Source organism: Paraburkholderia sp. D1E (assembly GCF_052682275.1).
In genome coordinates, this window is sequence record NZ_JBQYMB010000001.1 from 7,766,315 (window position 1) to 7,784,959 (window position 18,645).

At 59.8% G+C, this 18,645-nt stretch carries 15 protein-coding genes; all 15 read right to left on the reverse strand.

The genetic code is table 11. From position 1 onward, the window contains the following. Positions 1 to 10: 10 nt before the first annotated feature. The 15 genes from ACUN0E_RS34810 to ACUN0E_RS34880 all read right to left on the reverse strand — a co-directional run bounded on the left by ACUN0E_RS34810 (position 11) and on the right by ACUN0E_RS34880 (position 17,637). Entirely contained in the window at positions 11 to 559 is a 549-nt protein-coding gene (locus tag ACUN0E_RS34810) for a GNAT family N-acetyltransferase (protein WP_445569455.1), read from the reverse strand. A 4-nt stretch (positions 560 to 563) separates the two neighbouring features. Beyond that, positions 564 to 1,145 carry a GNAT family N-acetyltransferase gene (locus ACUN0E_RS34815; RefSeq protein WP_445569456.1) on the reverse strand — a complete coding sequence of 194 codons (582 nt, stop codon included), beginning with the start codon at positions 1,143 to 1,145 and terminating at the stop codon, positions 564 to 566. 4 nt (positions 1,146 to 1,149) lie between these two features. Further along, positions 1,150 to 2,511, reverse strand: a complete 1,362-nt coding sequence (locus ACUN0E_RS34820) for a TldD/PmbA family protein (RefSeq protein ID WP_445570576.1) — start codon at positions 2,509 to 2,511, stop codon at positions 1,150 to 1,152. Next, positions 2,511 to 3,947: a TldD/PmbA family protein gene (locus ACUN0E_RS34825; RefSeq protein WP_445569457.1), complete on the reverse strand. Its 1,437-nt coding sequence runs from the start codon at positions 3,945 to 3,947 to the stop codon at positions 2,511 to 2,513. Before ACUN0E_RS34825 ends, ACUN0E_RS34820 begins: the two co-directional genes overlap by 1 nt. After that, on the reverse strand, positions 3,940 to 5,601 hold the full coding sequence (locus ACUN0E_RS34830) for an ABC transporter ATP-binding protein (RefSeq protein WP_445569458.1): 1,662 nt from the start codon (positions 5,599 to 5,601) through the stop codon (positions 3,940 to 3,942). Before ACUN0E_RS34830 ends, ACUN0E_RS34825 begins: the two co-directional genes overlap by 8 nt. Beyond that, positions 5,598 to 6,713 carry an ABC transporter permease gene (locus tag ACUN0E_RS34835; RefSeq protein ID WP_408392184.1) on the reverse strand — a complete coding sequence of 372 codons (1,116 nt, stop codon included), beginning with the start codon at positions 6,711 to 6,713 and terminating at the stop codon, positions 5,598 to 5,600. Before ACUN0E_RS34835 ends, ACUN0E_RS34830 begins: the two co-directional genes overlap by 4 nt. Beyond that, positions 6,667 to 7,719, reverse strand: coding sequence for a microcin C ABC transporter permease YejB (locus ACUN0E_RS34840; protein ID WP_445569459.1), 1,053 nt, complete (start codon positions 7,717 to 7,719; stop codon positions 6,667 to 6,669). The genes ACUN0E_RS34835 and ACUN0E_RS34840 overlap by 47 nt, the downstream gene beginning before the upstream one ends. Positions 7,720 to 7,727: 8 nt before the next feature. After that, on the reverse strand, positions 7,728 to 9,683 hold the full coding sequence (locus ACUN0E_RS34845; RefSeq protein ID WP_445570577.1) for an extracellular solute-binding protein: 1,956 nt from the start codon (positions 9,681 to 9,683) through the stop codon (positions 7,728 to 7,730). Positions 9,684 to 9,906: 223 nt separating this feature from the next. Continuing rightward, positions 9,907 to 12,645 (reverse strand): TonB-dependent receptor, encoded by a 2,739-nt coding sequence (locus ACUN0E_RS34850; RefSeq protein WP_408232667.1) that lies wholly within the window; start codon positions 12,643 to 12,645, stop codon positions 9,907 to 9,909. 377 nt (positions 12,646 to 13,022) lie between these two features. Next, the gene (locus ACUN0E_RS34855) at positions 13,023 to 13,598 is read right to left on the reverse strand and encodes a helix-turn-helix domain-containing protein (protein ID WP_408232670.1); all 576 of its coding nucleotides are present in this window, start codon (positions 13,596 to 13,598) and stop codon (positions 13,023 to 13,025) included. 303 nt (positions 13,599 to 13,901) lie between these two features. Further along, positions 13,902 to 15,107 (reverse strand): tetratricopeptide repeat protein, encoded by a 1,206-nt coding sequence (locus ACUN0E_RS34860; protein ID WP_445569460.1) that lies wholly within the window; start codon positions 15,105 to 15,107, stop codon positions 13,902 to 13,904. A 9-nt stretch (positions 15,108 to 15,116) separates the two neighbouring features. Continuing rightward, positions 15,117 to 15,548 carry an ExbD/TolR family protein gene (locus ACUN0E_RS34865; RefSeq protein ID WP_445569461.1) on the reverse strand — a complete coding sequence of 144 codons (432 nt, stop codon included), beginning with the start codon at positions 15,546 to 15,548 and terminating at the stop codon, positions 15,117 to 15,119. 9 nt (positions 15,549 to 15,557) lie between these two features. Further along, positions 15,558 to 15,980: an ExbD/TolR family protein gene (locus ACUN0E_RS34870; protein ID WP_074284788.1), complete on the reverse strand. Its 423-nt coding sequence runs from the start codon at positions 15,978 to 15,980 to the stop codon at positions 15,558 to 15,560. A gap of 12 nt (positions 15,981 to 15,992) precedes the next feature. Continuing rightward, complete coding sequence (locus ACUN0E_RS34875; protein WP_445569462.1) at positions 15,993 to 16,898, reverse strand: MotA/TolQ/ExbB proton channel family protein; 906 nt, start codon at positions 16,896 to 16,898, stop codon at positions 15,993 to 15,995. Positions 16,899 to 16,974: 76 nt separating this feature from the next. Then, entirely contained in the window at positions 16,975 to 17,637 is a 663-nt protein-coding gene (locus tag ACUN0E_RS34880) for an energy transducer TonB (protein ID WP_408232719.1), read from the reverse strand. Positions 17,638 to 18,645: the final 1,008 nt, after the last annotated feature.

Consider the following 18,645-nt stretch of genomic DNA (forward strand, 5'->3'; position numbering starts at 1 on the left):
AAAATTCCGTTCAGATTGCCTGGAGGCGCGGCGCCTCGACGAGACGGGCCATATGCAGCACGTCGGCCAGAATGCCCTCGCGCATTGCAAAACCGCGTGAACGGCCTTCTTCGACAAAGCCGAACTTGCGGTACAGCGCGATCGCCGGCGCGTTGTCGGTGAACACCGTGAGTTCGATGCGACGCAAACCGAGAGACGCATCCGCGCAGTCGGTCAACGCCTGCAGAAGGGCCGAGCCAACACCGCGCCCATGATACCCGTCATGGACGGCCAATCCTAAATGCGCGCCATGCGCGCGGCTCGAACGGTAAATCTCCAACCCGGCGTGCCCCACCATGCGACCGTCGAGACACGCGCACACACTCACACCACCCTTGAGTTGCTTCTCGTGCCACGCGCGGAGTTGTTCAATGTTGCGATAGCCAACCGAGAGCGTGCCACGCCGCACGGCCGGCAGGCTCATGATCTCGGCAAACGCCTCCATGTCGGACGATTCGAGCGCTCGCACCGTGATGCGGTTCTCGAGCGCCGCGTCGCTCTGCAACGTTTCTTCTTTCATGGCTTTATTCCGCTGCGAGGTTGGGTACTGAAGGCGTCGACATCAACGGTGCGGGTTCACGCAACCGCGCCATGAAATAGCAGTCGATCAACACGCCACGGCGCAACACCGCGCCGCGCTGGCGCACTTCGATCTCGAAGCCGAACTTGCGGTACAACGCGAGCGCCGCGTAGTTGTCAGTAAACACATGCAACTCAACCCGGCGCAGACCGAGCCAGTTGTCAGCGAGATCGAGTAATTCGGTCATCAGCACATTGCCGATGCCACGCCTGTGCCATGCGTCGTGCACGCAAATGCCAATCGACCCGGCATGCGCGCGGCGCCCCTTATAAGGCGTCAGTTCCGCTTCGCCAACCAGCGTGTCGCCGACAGTTGCCGCAATCACGATCTCACCGGGGGCCAGCTTCTCGATGTACTCCCGCGTGATGGCGACTGACTCAAACGGCACGTGCGGATTGCCGTTGACCACCACCGGCAACTGCTGCATTGCGTGGAATTGTTCCGCGTCGGCCACGCGCAACGCGCGCAGCGTCAGGCCCTCCGGCAAGCGCTCAGGTACAGATTCTGTTTCTTTGTTTTGATCCATAGGCTCATAACGTCAATTCGAATGATCTCGCCAGGATGCCGGGCAATTGCATGCCGCCCGTGGCGCGCTCGCCCCATGTCGAGTCGCTCAATAGCAATTCCGCTTGCGAGCCGAGTTGCTCGAGTTCGCTGCCGAGCAGGCGGTACAAACTGTCGTCGAAACGCATGGCCTCGAGCGGCGCGACGATCTGCCCGTTCTCGACCCAGAAGGTCGCAAAGCGCGTCATGCCGGTCAGGCGGCAATTCATCCGGTCGGAGAAATTCACGTACCAGAGATTGCCGATGTAGAGACCGGTATCGAGCTTCGCCAGCACGTCCTCTTCCAGCAGATCGCCCGGCTGCATTGAGAGCGCAGCCGGCGACTCGTTCGCCAGCGCACCGTTGGGCGTCAACCCGTACTCGCGCGCGCTGCGTGCATTGGTCAGGCGTTCGGCACTGCGGCCGGCCTGAATCAACGGGACGCTTTCGCGCAGGTAGCCGTCGTCGTTAAAACCGGGGGTAATGCCGAGATTCAGATCTTCGCTGATCGTGACGCGCGGGTCGACTACGATTTCTCCCACATGCAGCTTGTACAACTCGCTGCGCGAACTCGCCTGCGCGCGTGCCGAAAAACCGTTCCATGCCGTCACACCGAGCAATTCGGCGAGTGCTTCAGGCGCCAGATATGAACGATAACGCCCCGGCGCCAACGTGCGCGGTGTGCGCGCAAGCACGGAGACGCGCGTTGCCGCCTGCCCGACCTTGCGCACGAACACGGCATCGCTCCAGTCGTCGCCGGCATACGTTGTTTTGATCGCACGGCCGCTTGGATCGTATAGCGACCAGCTGAAATTGAAGTTATCGACTTCGTACCAGCCGCGGCTGCCACTCGTGGACGCGAAACCGCGCACGATGGTGCCGCCCGCGTAAAAGCCGACGAAATCCAGCCCTTGCGCACATTCGGCAACGGTGCGCAACAAGCCGCCCGGCTCCGGCAGTTTGCCCGAACGTTGCGTGGCGCGCTGCCATTGCGACGTGTCGAACAACAGATGCGGATCGTCCGCCGCACCGCGCAGGCTTTCACGCAAGGTGGCGAGCGTAGCGCTCACATCGTCGAGATCCTGTTGCAGGTCGCCGCAAACGGTCAGCGTCGAATAGGCCTGGCGTGCACCGTCGATCAAACGCAACGTCAGCTTGCCTTGCGACACGCTGCCGATCTGCCGCACCTTGCCCGAGTTGAAACGGATAAAGTCCGACTGCTCGCCCGCAAAAGAACTCAGCGTGGTTTCCGCGCCTTGCTGCAAGCGTTCGATGGCGTCGGCCAGCGATGTGAAATGCTGCTGCCAGTCAATCGACCGCGCGGAACGCGAGGACATGAATTGGCTCATCATGCGCCTCCGAACACGTCGATATTGCTGAACACGCAAGCCGGCGAGGCATGGCCGACGCGAATGATCTGCGCCGGTTCGCCCTTGCCGCACATGGACGTGCCGTACACCTCGCGCGTCTCCGCGCTCCCCACCGCGCTCAGGCTGCGCCAGAAATTCGCCGAAATGCCGCGGTAATTCGGCTGTTTGACGACCTCGGTGAGCTTGCCGTTTTCGATCAGTTGGCCGAACTCGCAGCCAAACTGGAATTTGTTGCGATGGTCGTCGATCGACCACGACGTATTGGTGCGCATCAGAATGCCGTGTTCGATGTTGCCGATCATCTGCGCCAGTGAACTCTCGCCGGGCTCGATATTCAGATTCGCCATCCGGTCGATCGGTGGCCGGTTCCAGTTCGACGCGCGTGAATTCGCCACACCCGCCATATGCGCGCGTTGCTGCGAAAGCGCACCGCCGAGCGGACGTTCGAGCACCCCGTCGCGTATCAGGTATTGCTTGTGCGCTTCGGTGCCGTCGTCGTCGAATGCATAGGCGGCGGCCTCCTCGCGCAATTCGGGGTCGAAGGTCACGTTCAGCAGTTCCGACCCATAGCGGTACGAGCCGAACATTTCCTTCTTGACGAAGCTCCAGCCGGCGAAGTTGCGCTCGTCGCCGAGAATGCGATCGAGTTCGAGCGGATGGCCGATCGATTCGTGAATCTGCAGCATCATCTGATCGGGCATCAGCAGCAAATCGCGCTTGCCGGACGGGCAATTCGGCGCGGCCAGCAATTGCAGCGCTTCAGTGGCGACACGTACGCCTGAGCCGTCGAAGCCGAAGCGCGTCAACACCTCCATGCCGCCCTGCCCCAGGGTGCCGTAATTACCGCCGAGGGTACGCACTTGCGTATCGCCGTCCGCGTGTGCGGCCACGCTCAATTGCGGCATCACGAACTGGAACCGCTGATCGATCCGCACACCGTCACCGGTCATGTAAAGCTGGTCGGTATGCGTAATCTGCACGGCGGCGACGCGTTCGACGATGCGTGCATCGAGATTCGCGCTCGCGCACTCCACGCCCAGGCGGTCTAACCATTCGGCGCGGCCCGGCAATGCCTGCTGCGCGTTTGGCGACACATAGTGGCCGCTCATGGCGGGGCGCGCCACCTCGCGGTGATCGATCAACGAGAAGGCCGCGCTCGCTTCCGCGCGGGTCGTGGCAAGATCCAGCGCTTCCTGCAGGCCGGCGGCACTCAGATTCGCGGTGGCCGCATAGCCTGCTCCCGCGCCCACCCACGCGATCAGCATCGCGCCACGATCGCGCACCGTGCGCATTGGTTGTGCGATGTCGTTGCGGATCTCGTGATCGTCGATCTGTTCGTCGACAATGCGCAGCGACCAGAATGCCGCGCGGCTCATAAGCGATCGGGCGGCCTGCGCCCAACGTTCGTCAATCATTCGTGGTTCCCGTATGAGTCCCTGTTGCACCCGCCGGCGACACAATCAGTGACGACGCGAGCAGCGACTGGGTATAAGGATGCGACGGCGCGCGCAACACATCGAGTGTGTCGCCGGCTTCAACGATGCGTCCTGACTTCATCACGATCACGCGATGCGCCATGGCTCGCATCACCGCCAGATCGTGCGTAATGAACAAATAGCTTAGTTTGTACTTTTTCTGCAGATTCGTCAGCAGATTCAGCACCTGCTTCTGAATGGATACGTCGAGCGCACTGGTCGGCTCGTCGAGCACCAGCAATTCCGGCTCGACCGCGAGCGCTCGCGCAATCGCAATTCGTTGGCGCTGGCCGCCGGAAAACTCGTGCGGATAGCGCAGCATGGAGTCCGCAGACATGCCCACTTCTTCCAGCAGGCCACCCACGCGTGCGCGCCGCGCTTTGGCATCCATGTCGGGCTGATGCATCGTCAGGCCTTCGCCGATGATCTGCTCCACTGTCATACGGGGCGACAATGAGCCAAACGGATCCTGAAACACGACTTGCATGCGCGAATACAGCGCCCGGCGGGAACGCTGGGTTTTCAGCGTGGAAAGCGGCAAGCCGTCGATATGAATATGGCCGGCCGCTGGTCGCTGCAGGCCTAGCACGGTCGCCGCCAGCGTCGATTTACCCGACCCCGATTCGCCGACGATGCCGAGCGTTTCGCCGCGCCGCACGCTCAGGTCGACGTCGTGCACCGCGCGGAAGGTGGAGCGCCCGAACATGGAACGCCAGCCTTTCGCGGACGTGCTGTAGTCGACGGCGAGCCCCTGCACCTCGAGCAACCGCCGCGCACCCGGCTCGACCGGCTCGACTGCACGTTGCGGCTCGCTGTCCAGCAGGCGCTGGGTGTAGGGATGCTGTGGGTTGGAGAATAACGCTTCGGTCGTATTGGTTTCGACCAGCACACCCTTCTCCATCACCGCGACGCGCTGTGCAAAACGCTTCACCAGATTCAGGTCATGCGTGATCAGCAGTACAGCCATGCCACGTTCGGCCGCTTCCTGCTCCTGCAGCGTGATCAACAGATCGACGATCTGCTGGCGCACGGTAACGTCGAGCGCGGTGGTCGGCTCGTCGGCAAGCAGCAGACGTGGCCGGCACGCGAGCGCCATCGCGATCATCGCGCGCTGCCGCTGGCCGCCCGACAGTTGATGCGGAAAGCTGTCGATGCGGCGTTCGGGCTCGGGAATGCCCGTGCGCCTGAGCGCCTCAATGCCGCGCTGGCGCGCCGCGTTCGGCCGTAAGCCTTCGTGCAAACGCAAACTTTCGGCAATCTGCTTGCCGATCGTAAAGAGCGGATTGAGCGCCGTCATCGGCTCCTGAAACACCATTGCCACGTCGGCGCCGCGCAGGCCGCGCATCTGCTGCTCGGTTTTCTGCAGCAGATCTTCGCCGTCGAGCAGCATGCGGCCGCTCAGGTCGGCATGCTCGACAAGGCGAAGAATCGACAACGCGGTGACGCTTTTGCCGGAGCCCGATTCACCGACGAGTGCGACACGTTCGCCTCGCGCGATCGAGAGGCTCAGTTCGTGCACCGCGATCTTGTCGCCGAAACGCACGGAGAAGCGATCGATCTCGAGCAACGGCCGGTTCGGTTTCGGGTCGCTCATCGCGGACCTCCGCCGAATGCCGAGCCGCGCGAGCGCGTATCGAGCGCATTGCGCAACGCGTCGCCCATGAAGGTCAACAGCAGCAGCGTGATCACCAGGGCGGCGAACGCCGAAATCGAAATCCACCAGGCGTCAAGGTTGTTCTTGCCTTCCTGAAGCAGCTCGCCGAGGCTCGGCGTCGGCGGCGGCACGCCCAGCCCAAGAAAGTCGAGACTGGTCAGCGACAGAATCGCGGCACTCATACGGAACGGCAGAAAGGTGATCACGGGTGTCAGGCTATTCGGCAGCACGTGGCGCCACATAATCTGCCAGTTCGAGAGGCCCATGGTGCGCGCCGCCCTCACGTAATCCAGCGAGCGGTTACGCAGGAATTCAGCGCGTACGTAGTCGGAGAGCACGAGCCAGCCGAACATCGATAGAAGAATAAAGAGCAACCATAGCGTCGGCTCGAAAATCGACGCGAAGATGATCAGCAGGTACAGGTCAGGCATCGAGCTCCAGATCTCGATCAGACGCTGGCCGATCAGATCGGTGCGCCCGCCGTAAAAGCCCTGCACCGCGCCAGTCAATACGCCGATCAGGACACCGGATACTGTAAGCGCCAGCGCCATCAGCACCGAAAGCCGGAAACCGTACAGCAGCCGCGCAAGCACGTCGCGGCCGTATTGGTCCGTGCCGAGCCAGTTGCTCCTGGTAGGCGGCGCCGGGTAAGGATGCGCGGCGAAGTAGTCGATCGTGTCGTAGTGGAAATGATTCGGCGGATAGATCGCAAAGTTGCCGTTCGATTCGAGCCGCGAGCGGATATACGGATCGAGATAGTTCGCGCGTGCCGGAAAATCGCCGCCGAAAATTTTCTCCGAATAGTCCTTTACGATCGGAAAATAATAGTGCCCCTCATAACGGACAATCAACGGACGATCGTTGGACAGCACCTCGCCGAGCAGGCTGATGACGAACAACGATACGAAGATCACGAGGCTCCAGTAACCGAGCCGCTGCCGTTTGAAGCGCAGCCATGTGCGTCGCCATGGAGATGGCGACGCCGCGTGCGCCGCACCGGACGCGTCAGCGGTCCAGGCGGTTGAATTGGATGCGGGGGTCGACGAGGACATAGCAGACGTCAGCAATGAGTTTGGTTACGAGGGCGATCAGCGTGAATAGAAACAGGGAACCGAGCACGACCGGATAGTCACGGCGAATCACCGAGTCGTACGAAAGTTGGCCCATGCCGTCGAGTGAGAACAGGGTTTCAATCAGCAGGTTGCCGTTCAGAAACGCGCCGACAAAGGCCGCCGGCAAACCGGTCAGCAACGGAATCGCGGCATTGCGCAGCACGTGTTTCCACAGCACGTCGCGCTCCGGCGCGCCCTTGGCGCGCGCGGTCAATACGTATTGACGTCCGATCTCCTCGAGAAAGGTATTCTTGGTCAGGATGGTGACGATCGCGAAGTTGCCTACCACCGAAGCGGTGACCGGCAGCACGATGTGCCACAGGTAATCGAGCACCTTGCCGAAGGCGCTGAGGTCGCTAAAATTATCCGAGGTCAGGCCGCGCATCGGAAACACCTGCCAGAACGTACCGCCACCGAACAGCATCAGCAGCAGCACGCCCAGCACGAAACCGGGAATCGCGTAACCGGCGAGCACCAGTACGCTGGTCACGGTGTCAAAGCGCGAACCGTTGCGCACCGCTTTCGCAATGCCCAACGGCACCGATATCAGATACGTGAGCATCACCGTCCATAAGCCGAGCGTAATCGACACCGGCAGCTTCGATTTGATGACGTCCCACACGCTGTCATGCTGATAGTAGGACTGACCGAGATCGAAGGTCGCATAGCGCTTGAGCATCAGAACGTAGCGCTCGAGCGGTGGCTTGTCGAAGCCGAACTGCTTCTTGATTTGCTCGAGTTGTTGCGGATCGACACCCTGGCTGCCGTGATAGCCGCCGCCCCCCGACCCCGCCTCTCCGCCACGGCCAACGCCGTGGCGGAGTTGCGTCATCACCTGTTCAACCGGCCCACCCGGCACGAACTGCGTGACGACAAAAGTCAGCGTGACCACGCCGAGCAGCGTTGGCACCATCAACAGCAACCGTCTGAGAATGTAGGCAAGCATGCTGTTCCTTAATGGGCTGCAGCCGTTGTGGCAGATGCGGATTGAGCCACAGGCGGTAGCTGTGTAGCTTGTGTGCCCGGCGCTTTCGCATACCAGTAGTCAATGACCCAGTCTTCGTACAGATAGGAATTCGGCACAGTTTTCGGAAAGCCGAGCGTGGTCTTGTAGCCGATGCGAGCACCCGGCGCGTAGTACTCCGGCACCAGGTAGAACGAATAGATCAATACACGATCCAGCGCACGGGTCGCGGCCTCCAGATCGTCGAGATTGGTGGCGGAAAGCGCGGAGTGAATCAGCGAATCGATCGCCTTCGAACGGATGCCCATATAGTTTTCGGAGCCGACTTCGGAAGCGGCCGCACTCCCGAAGCGGCGCGTCAGTTCGGCGCCCGGAATCGTGACCGGTGGATAGATGAAGGTAGTCATGTCGTACTCGAAATTGTCCAGCCGTTTCTCGTACAAGGCACTGTCGATTTCGCGCATATGAGCCTGAATGCCGAGCATGCCGAGCGCCTGCATATATGGCAGGATCAGACGATCCATGCCGGGCTGGTCGTCCATGATCTCGATCGTCATCGGTGTCCCGTTGGCGTCGCGCAACGCACCGTCGCGATAGTGCCATCCGGCTTGCGCCAGCAGATCGCGGGCGACGCGCAAATTGCCGCGCAAGGAATTCGGCGGGATCGTGTCCGGTTGTTTGAGCATCGGACCGAACACTTCAGGCGGCACGCCGCCGCGCAGCGGTTCGAGCAGCGCCAGTTCTTTCTGGCCCGGCATGCCGGTCGCGCCGAATGGACTGGCTTCGAAATAGCTGCTGGTACGCCGGTATTGACCATAGAACATCATCCGGTTCATCCAGTCGTAGTCGAGTGCCATCGTCAGGGCATGACGCACGCGCGCATCCTGGAACATCGGCTTGCGCATATTCATCAGCATGCCCTGCATCTGCGCGGGACCGTCGGCGAACTCGCCCTTCTTCAACAGCCCGTTGTCGAAGTTCTTGCCGACATATTTACGCGCCCACTGCGTCGCGCTGTATTCCACAATGACGTCCGCGTCGCCCGCCTTGAAGGCTTCGAGTTGCGTGTAATGATCGCGGTACAGATTGAAGATGACGCGCTCAAAACGGAACATGCCGCGTCGCGATGGCAGATTCGCCGCCCAGTAGTCAGGGTTGCGGCGATACGAAATCTGCTTGTCGTTTTTGCGTCCCTCGATCAGATAGGGACCGCTGCTGATCGGTGGAGTGGAAGAAATCTGGTCGAACGGGAGGCGTTTTCCATTGGCCTCGATGCCCCACTTCGGCGAGAAGATCGGCAGGTCACCGGCGATCAGCGGCGCATCGCGCTCCGGATGCTTGAAATCGAAACGGATCGTGCTCTTATCGATTACGGTCGCGCTTTTGATAACCGAGAATTGCGCGTTGAAAAGCGGTGATGCCTGCGGACTCGTCAGCGTGTCGTACGAATATTTGACGTCGGCGGCGGTGATCGGGTCGCCGTTCGAAAAGCGTGCGGCGGGATTGACATGGAACGTAGCTGACGTCAGATCCGGTGCGACCTCGACATTGTCGGCGATCAACGGATATTCGGAGGCCAGTTCGTCCCAGCTACGCTGCATCAGCGTATCGAACATCAGATTGAGAATGTCGGGCGCGGGCGCGCCACGCACCAGAAATGGATTCAGCGAATCGTAGGTTTGCAGTTCACTGTAGTTTTCGAAACTGAGCGAACCATTAGTGGGCGCGTCGGGATTCGCGTAGTCGAAATGCGTGAAATCAGCGGGATATTTTGGCTGGTCGTACTGTGAAATCGACGGATTCGCCTGTGCGGCCATCGGGATCGCTACGCATACCGCAAATATGCCAGGCGCAGCGACAACGGTGACCAGAATGTTCGCGGCGCGGCGCACTACGCCGGGCAAACATCCAATCGCGTCGTGCAGGCGCAGCAGTCCGGAATTCATCATTCTTGTCATCTGCCCATACAGTGCGCACTGGCTCGTGACCTGCGCGCGATTCGTCCTGCGGCACGAGTGCAGCCTGTTGGCTTTACCGGCGCACGCGGGCCCATTGCAACGACAGGCAGCCTGCGCCGCCATATCATGAGTCGCTGCTTAAAGCACACCGCTCCGGTTCCTTGCACAAACGGAACCGGAGCGGCTCTTCCATCAGATCAACTGCCGGACATCAGAACTTGTACGTTGCGCCGATCTGCGCGAAACGGCCGATGTACGTGTATATCGACTGATCATACCCATTCTGATCCAGCGTGCCATTCGCAAAGATCGGATCGTACGGCGGTGTACGGTTGAAGATGTTGTCGATGCCGCCGTAAATCGTCCAGTGCTTGAAGCCCGTGTACGTCATCATCAGGTTGAACTGGCTATACGATCCCACCTTGTTCGGCTGGGCCGCCAGATTCTGCGCGTACGGACCCGTGAACTGCCATGTCAGCGCTGCGTCGAACTTGTGGTACGTCCAGTCCAGAGTGGTGTTGCCTCTCCAGCGCGGGAAGCTGCCGCCGAACGGTTGCGTGAGGGTGTAGTTGTTACCCGCACCGTTTATCGGCGAGGAGCCCAGGAAGCCGAGCTTGAAGCTGTCCACGTAAGCCCAGTCACCCGACAAGGTGAACGTACCGGCGGTCGACGTCGGCAGCGACTGGCGGAACGTGCCTTCGAAGCCGTTTGTGTCGAGGTAACCGAGGTTCTGATACGGAATGACCTTGTACAGCACGTCGCCCGTGGTCGGGTCAGTGGCGATCTGCGAAGGCGTGCCCTGGCCGATCACGTTATCGACGCGAATCTTGTACCAGTCAAAGCCGACATCGGTTGTGCGGGTCGGTGACAACTGGAAGCCGATGTTGAAGTTACGCGTGTGCTCCGGCGCCAGGTTCTGATTACCCTCGGTGATCGAGGTGTAGTTCAGGCCGGTTTTCGGATCCACCTGGATCCCCAGCGTCTGCGACTTGCTGTCCTCAACGAACGTCGGCGCACGGAAACCGCGGTCGTATGAGGTGTACATCGTGAGCGCCTGAACCGGCTGATAGCGCAGCGCGAAGCGCGGCGAGAACGCACCGCCCACATCACTGTAGTGGTCGTAACGACCCGACTGGCTGAAGGTCAGGTTACGCAAAATCGGAATGTCCACCTGGTAATACACGGCCGCCACGTTGCGCTGGCCGTTCACCGTCTGGAGATTCGGATTGATGACCAGGCCGTCTTCGAATGCCCCACCCGGGTTGAGCACTTCGCTCTGGTGCGTGAACTGCGCACCGAACCCGAGGCCCACGTCGCCCGTCGGCAAGTGGAACAGTTCCGGCGTCGACAACGTCGCGTCAACAGTATCGAGCTTCGAGATACCCAGATTGTCCGCATCCATGTACAGCCCGTTGAACGCATTGGGCGTAGCCGACGGATTCGCGAAATTCAGTGTCCCGTTCTGATAAATGTTGTTCAGTACATCGGAATTAATCTGGTTCGTGTAGGTGTTCGCGACCGTGCTTTGCGAGTGGCTGACCGACGTCGCCCAATCCCATTCACCGTTCGGCAGATTGAACGAACCCTTGACGCCCGTGGATGCGCGCCAGTACGTGGCAGTGGTCTTTTCCGAGATCGAGTTCGGGAAAGCATAGGTGAGCGGCGTGGCAACCCCGAACGGGTTGTACGGATTACTCGCCGGCACCACCGTGCTAAACGGGGTAAGCAGCTTCGTCTGCGGATTCAGCACGAGTGTCGGGTTCTGCGGATTACCGACCACGTTGCCCCACAGACCATCATTGGTGGTGGTCGAGTTGCTGCTGATCAGGAAGTCGCCGAACGCCGTCGTCGTATCGTTGATCTTGAAGTCTGCGTGAATCTTCGCGTTGAGACGCTCGGTCATCGGCGCGATCGACGTGCCTTCTGCGGTATTGAAGCCGCACACCGTGCCCGGCAAGCCGGCAGTCAGCGAGTTGCTGGCTGCAGGGCGCACCGAACCGCCGGACGGACAACCGCTAAGCGCCTGCACGCTGCCGTCGGGCATATTCCAGTACGACGGCGCGAGCAACGAAAGGCCGCCCGCCTGATTGGTGAAGTCCTGATTACGCGTCGAGTCGCGGTCTGCGAGCGTGAAGCCGTTCGACTTGTAGTAGCTCGCGGCGGCCGTCACGTTGAAGCGATCGGAGTTGAGATCGCCAAAGCCGCCGAGCACGCCGAATTTGGTCGTGCCGGCACCGCCGCCGCCGTTGATGGCGCTGCCGTAGCTGCCGTCGAGTTGCAGGCCCTGGAAGTCGTGCTTCGTGATGATGTTGACTACGCCCGCGATGGCGTCCGAGCCGTATTGCGACACGGCGCCAGTCTTCACGATTTCGATGCGGTCGATGGAGTTCAACGGCAGCGTGTTCAGGTCGAAGAAGGAGTCGACGCTGTTCGAGAAGAACGCGAACGGCGCAACGCGCTGTCCATCCACCAGCACCAGCGTGTATTTTTCGCTGAGGCCGCGCAGGGCGATACCCGCAGCGCCTGCCGCAAAGTTGCCGGACTGGCCTTCGCTCCAGCTATTCGCCGAGTTGGCCGAGGTGTCGCGCAGAAAATCGGAGACGGTCGTTGCACCGCTATTCTGAATGTCTTTCTGCGTAACCGTCTGAACCTGGTTGAAACCGACCTTGTCCGAGCTGCGGATCAGCGACCCGGTCACTTCGAATTTCTTCAGTTGCTGGACGCCTTTGCCAGTCGGCGTCGCGGTGTTGTTGTCCGCGGACGGTGTTGCAGCGGTGCCCGATGCCGGAGTCGCAGCCGCTGCCGGCGTGCTTTCCGTCGTCGCGCCTGCCGCGGTCCCGGTGGTGGCCGGCTGGCTTTGTGCAAACGCCGGTACGGCGATTACGGCCGACAATGCCAGTTCAGCCCAGACTATTCTTTTGATGGCCAGCGCCAATGCCCTTTGTTTCATTTTCCCCTTCCCGCTCGTCAATAAGGCCACAGCTGTGTGTGAAGAGAGGTCTTGTGAACCTCTCCACTCGATATACGGCGATCTTGCGCCGCGCTCCGTTAAAGCTGCCCCCTCCTCCTGATGCCCGGAGAACCGGTCAACAGCGCACCGGAATCACCTGATACAGGCAGGAAGACGGGACACTTCATAAACATTAATATCGGACTACTTATTTATTACAAACGAAATGCGCAGCGCTTTCTAATTGTTTTCATCTCTACTACTTCGAACGAAGGATCAGGTCGTGCCTCTCCACCTGATCAATCACGAATCAAGCCTTAAGTAATGCTTAAAAATCATGAGCGAATGCTTTCCACGAAAACATGGAACAAAGGCATCTAGAACAATCTTGGCGTGCCCACCCACACAACCAACGCTTCTTCGCGGGCGGTATTGCACCAGGCGTGCGGCACGGTGGACTCGTAATGCGCGGTGTCACCCGCTTGCAATACGAACGTTGTACCTTCCAACGTGAGCGATATCTGGCCGCTCATCACATACAAAAACTCTTCCCCAGCATGCGTCGTGACTTCCGATGGGTTCTGTCCCACCGGCATTCTGACGAGGATGACTTCCAGCTTGCTGCCGACTGAGAGATTCGTCAGCCGTCCAAAAAGATTCGCGGTTCCGTCGAACCCGAAGTACTTCAGTTCACTCCCTCTACGCACCGACCTGTCTTCGGTTGGCGTATCGACGAAGTACTGCACCGTCACACCTAAAGCTCGAGCAATGCCAACTAGCGATGTAATCGAAGGCGTTGCACGGCCTCGTTCCACCTGCGACAAAAAAGGCTTGGAAATGCCTGCCGTGGTTGCCACTTCATCCAGCGTGCGCTTGAGTCGTTGGCGAAGCGCGCGGATTTTGCTTCCTATAGAAACTGCGACCTGTGCCTTGTTATCGAGTGGCAAAACCATAGCAAGACAGAATCCCGTAGTCAAAATTAGTTTGATGAAACCAAACTATGTTTCATTGGGTGCAACACCCTCCCTAAGACATGCGCCATATGTCTGGTTAGTTGCCGCGATGGGTGGCTCAATCACTGTGATCGTCGGGACACTTTCGTACTTACTGCAAACCGGGCGATGGTTGCGCGAGCAACCACGCTCTTCTATTTGCGAGGGCCCGCATTCCGCACCTCGAGAACGTACCGCCCGGCTCGATGCATGGATACCTCCGCGACACTTCACAAAATGGAACATATCGGGAACAGGAGGCCGTTACTTCGACGCCACCAGCACCCACAAACGGGCGAGGTCGGCCGAACCGTCGGTACCCTTCACCGCGCGGAAGGTTTGCACTGCACGCGCTTTATCGCCCGCAATGTAGTACGCCTCGCCGAGATGCAGTTGCGCCTGGTCCGGGTGATCGATTCCGCCCTTCGCGATCGCAGCGTCCATGGCTGTCAGACCCTGCCTGGCCTGCCCTGCGAAGACCTGGTTGAAGCCGATGTCGACCGGCGCGACGGGGTTCGCGGGATCGGCCGGCGCTTGCGCCCGCTTCGCGGCGAGCGCCTGCAGCCGCTTTTCGCGATCCGCTTGTGCATCGTGGCCCAGAACGCCCGATGAAAAGCCCTGGTCGATGACCTGTTTGCCTTCGGCCGTAGTGCCTGCCACGATCGCGAGCTGCGTCATCTCCATGTAGTCGTCGGCGGTGGTGAGCGAGCCAGTCGCGCGGCGCAGGCGGTAGGTATCAATATCGAGCGCCGAAGAATAGCCGGGCTTGCTGCGAATCGCGTTGAACAGATCGTCCCAGTAAGACTGCTTCGGATGATAGGCAACCAGCTTTTCGAGCGTGCTGCGATACGTCGCGTCATCTTTCACACGTTGCGCGCACGTGCCGAGCAATTGCAGTTGTGACTCGTCGGGTGCGTGACCGGCACGCACTTCTGCATCGACACCAGGCTTGAGCAGGCTCACCACGCTGCCGCAATCGTTTGACAGGTAGTAAGACTGCACAAGCAATGTGCGCATATCGGGATCGCTGCCGCCCGACTTCAGATAGCGCTGCGCGACCTTCGCGGCCTGTGCGTAGTTTTTCTGCTGGAAGTAGATGCCCGCGAGTGCCGCAGTCGTGCGTTGCTCGTCAGAACCAGTCAGGTGTCCTGAGCTCAACAAAGTTTCGTAGGCCTGGGCGGCCACTCCGGATTCGCCGGCCGCCGCAGCCGCGGCGCCGCGCATCTCCTGAACCATGTAGCTTTCATAAGCCGTTTTGCCGGGAACCGCGTCGGCCTGATCGATCTTCGTCAACGCATCTTTGTACTTGTGCGCGCGATACAGATCCTGCGCGGCGTTCAGCGGCTTCGCCACATCCGGTCGCAAGGTGTCCGCGGCATGAGACGCGACCGGCAGCATGGCGAGTGCGGACAGCCCTCCGATAGCAGCCGCAACGACAGCGCGCTTGAATCGTAGATGGATCGTTAGCATTCCACTTCCCTATTGCATGTACTGCTCGTTGCCGATCAGGCCGATTTTCGTCGCGCCCAGTCGTTGCGCGGACGCCATTACCGCTGCGACATCCTTGTACGGCACCAGCCTGTTCGGGCGCAGATGGATTTCCGCCTGAACCGGTTCGGCCGCCACCTGTGCAAGCCTGGACTCGAGCGCCGCGCGGTCCGGCACCGGCTGGCCATTCCAGGTCGTGGTGCCGTCGAAGTCGATATCGATCTGCACCACTTCCGGTTGCGTGATCGGCGGCGGCGGATTGCCCACCGGCAAGTTCATCTTGATGGCATGCGTCTGGATCGGAATCGTGATGATCAGCATGATCAGCAACACCAGCATCACGTCGATCAGCGGCGTGGTATTGATATCGACCATCACATCCGGTTCGGAATTGCCACCGCCCGACGATACGTTCATTCCCATGATCGTGTCCTAGCCGCCGCGCGCGGGCGGCTCAGTAATAAACGAGACCTTGGCGATACCGGCGCGCTCGCACTCGGTAATGACCCGGCCGATGAATTCATAACGCGCGCTCTGGTCACCGCGAACGTGCACTTCCGGCTGCGGCGTCATGACCGACACGGTTTTCAGGCGTGCCAGCAGCGTCGGCCCATCTACCTGCTTCTCGTTCCAGAAAAAATCACCGTCGCGGTTGACCGCAATGACGATACTTTTGGGTGTGGTCTGCAGCGGCTGGATCGTCTCCTTCGGCAGTTGCACCGGCACCGTATGCGTCACCACCGGAATCGTGATCAGAAAGATGATCAGCAGGACCAGCATCACATCGACGAGCGGCGTGGTGTTGATACTGGAGATGACCTCGTCGCTATCATCCTGCCCAACGCTCATAGCCATGACAGACTCCGCTTATTGGGCCAGCGATGCTTCACGAGCCGAAGCGCGTGCCGAGCGCCGGCTGCCCGCGAGCAGGACAGTGTGCAGTTGTGCGCCGAATGTACGAACACGCTCCATCACCGACTTGTTGCGGCGAACCAGGAAGTTGTAGCCGAGCACCGCCGGCACGGCCACGGCAAGGCCGATCGCGGTCATGATCAGCGCCTCGCCCACCGGGCCCGCGACCTTGTCGATCGAAGCCTGGCCAGCGATACCGATTGCCGTCAGCGCGTGATAAATGCCCCACACCGTACCGAACAGACCGACGAACGGCGCTGTCGAGCCGACGGTACCGAGGAACGCCAGACCGTCCTGCAGACGATTCGACACGTTGGTGATGGCACGCTCAACGGATGTATCGATCCACGTATTGCGGTCGACGGCTTCGAGCAGTGCTTCGTCATGATGTTCGCCTGCCTCGATCGCCGTTTCAGCGATGAAGCGGAACGGCGAGGCTTCGTCGAGCAGCTTCGCGCCTTCGACCAGCGAGGGTGCGGTCCACAGTTGTTCGTCGGCGCTCTTTGCACGACGGTTCACACGGAACTGCTCGAAGAACTTGGTGATCATGATGTACCAGCTACCCATCGACATGAGCACCAGCAGAATCAGTACGAAGCGTGCAACGAAGTCGCCGTTCTTCCAGAGCGCGCCGAGACCGTACGGGTTATTGACGGTTTCGGACGTGGCCGGCGCCGGTGGCGGTACCGCTTCGTCAGCCGCCGGGGCGGCCGTTTGCGGTGCGGCGGTGGCCGGCGCAACTGCCGACGCGGTGACGTCGCTAGCTTGCGCGTGAGCCATATTCGGTGCCACAAAGGTATCCACCGTGGTTACGGCGAACAACATGGTTGCCGCCAATGCGGCGAGAGTACGCTTCTTCATGCCTGCTCCAAGTTCATTAGTACAACTTCTAAACTAAGACTGATAAATCGCTACCGGTACCGAACAGCCTGTGGATTCAGTTCAAGTTGAACGAGAACGGAACTTGCACACGGACAGCCTGGCCTTGGGAAACGCACGTGAACTGCTTGACCGCGTTGAACGCAGCGCGATCGAGTGAAGAATCGTCCGCCGACTTGGCAACGCGTTCATTCGTAATATGGCCCTGCGGATCGACTACGAATTCAATCAGTACATCACCCGTCACGTTGTTCTCCTGCGCTTCTTTCGGGTAGCGAATCGACGAACGGATCTGATCCGAGTTCGGACACACAACGCCTACTTCAGCGCTTACAGGCTTGCTCGGCGCGGGTGGCGCCGGCGGTGCGGGCGCCACTGCAGGTGCCGATACGACCGGTGTGGCCTGATGCGTGATAGTCGGCTGCGGCGGCGTTTGAACCTGCACTTCCGGCGGCGGCACGAACGGCGGCGGCGGCGGTGCGAACTTCGGCGGCGGCAATTGCACGGTGGGCAACGGCGGCGGCGGCGGAGGCTTTACCGGCTCGATGATTTTCGTTTCGATAGGATGCTGGATGACCTGTACGACCTTGGTCGCAAGCCCATTGATGAGTGCGTAGATCAGCACGACGTGCAGGACCAGAACAACTGCGATACCGCCGAAGCGGCGTACTGGGTTTTGCTGCTTGCGCCCAAACTCACGCGGGCGTCCTGGCCTCTCCATACGGGCCGTTGCTGCCGGGAATTGCCCTTCGACTTTCGTACCCACCTTTACTCCTCCGGCGTGAACCGTCCATTTCTGTAACTGCAGCGCGCTTGCATACGGCAACAACGTTCACTTCAGACAACCATATCCATCGACCGGACCTTTGATTTGTAGTCCAAAATTTATGCGACTGGGCCCAACTCTGGTGCAATGGTATGGGTACGGCGGTGAGACGCCATGGCGGCACTTCACAGTAGTCGAACGGCCATCTAAGTAGAACTACTAATAGATTAAATTCGACTCGCTCATTTCCGTCTGGCATGAACAACTGGAGACAATTTGATCGAAGCGCGCTGCGGCTTCTGAACTTTTTGCGCGATTGTCACCCGCGTTTCATGGGAGGCAACAATAGCAGGACAAAAAATGCGCGGTCAAACTTTTTTTGATGGGAGCATACTAAGTTTAGAGAGAAGACTCTAACTAATGCCGTATTCGTGTCGCTTTAAAAGAATAAGCGTGTGTCGAACAGATACGAGCGCGCCTTGCGCGGCTCGCTAATTGGGACGCCGCCGCTATGGCGGCATTCCGTGACACGTCATGAGCTGTGGACGGATCACCCCCGGTGCGTGGCGCAAAAGCCCGGTGGGCGGGCCTTTGGCGATAGTCGCATAGGAACCGGGGCGAATCGCGAACAGGTCGTCTAACGTGATGATCGAGCGCCGACCAAAAGCCGACGTCGACGGCGAGAAGATAGCAGAAGGAAAATCGCGTTTGAAACTCTTTTTAGCGGTATTTACGACACTCTAAATACGCATTTCAATTACGTCATTTGTATATTTACAAAATCATTCTAAATAATTACATATAGCCGACAGAATCGATAATTTCCGGCTTTGAGATGCCGGAGCGCCTCGACAACACGTGCATAGCATTCAAGCGGATGTTGGCTGCGAGTCATCTGGGCGCGTACGACTCATCAGACTGAGCGAGCAGCGTGGAGCAGCGCAAAGTTCATTGCGCCGCTCC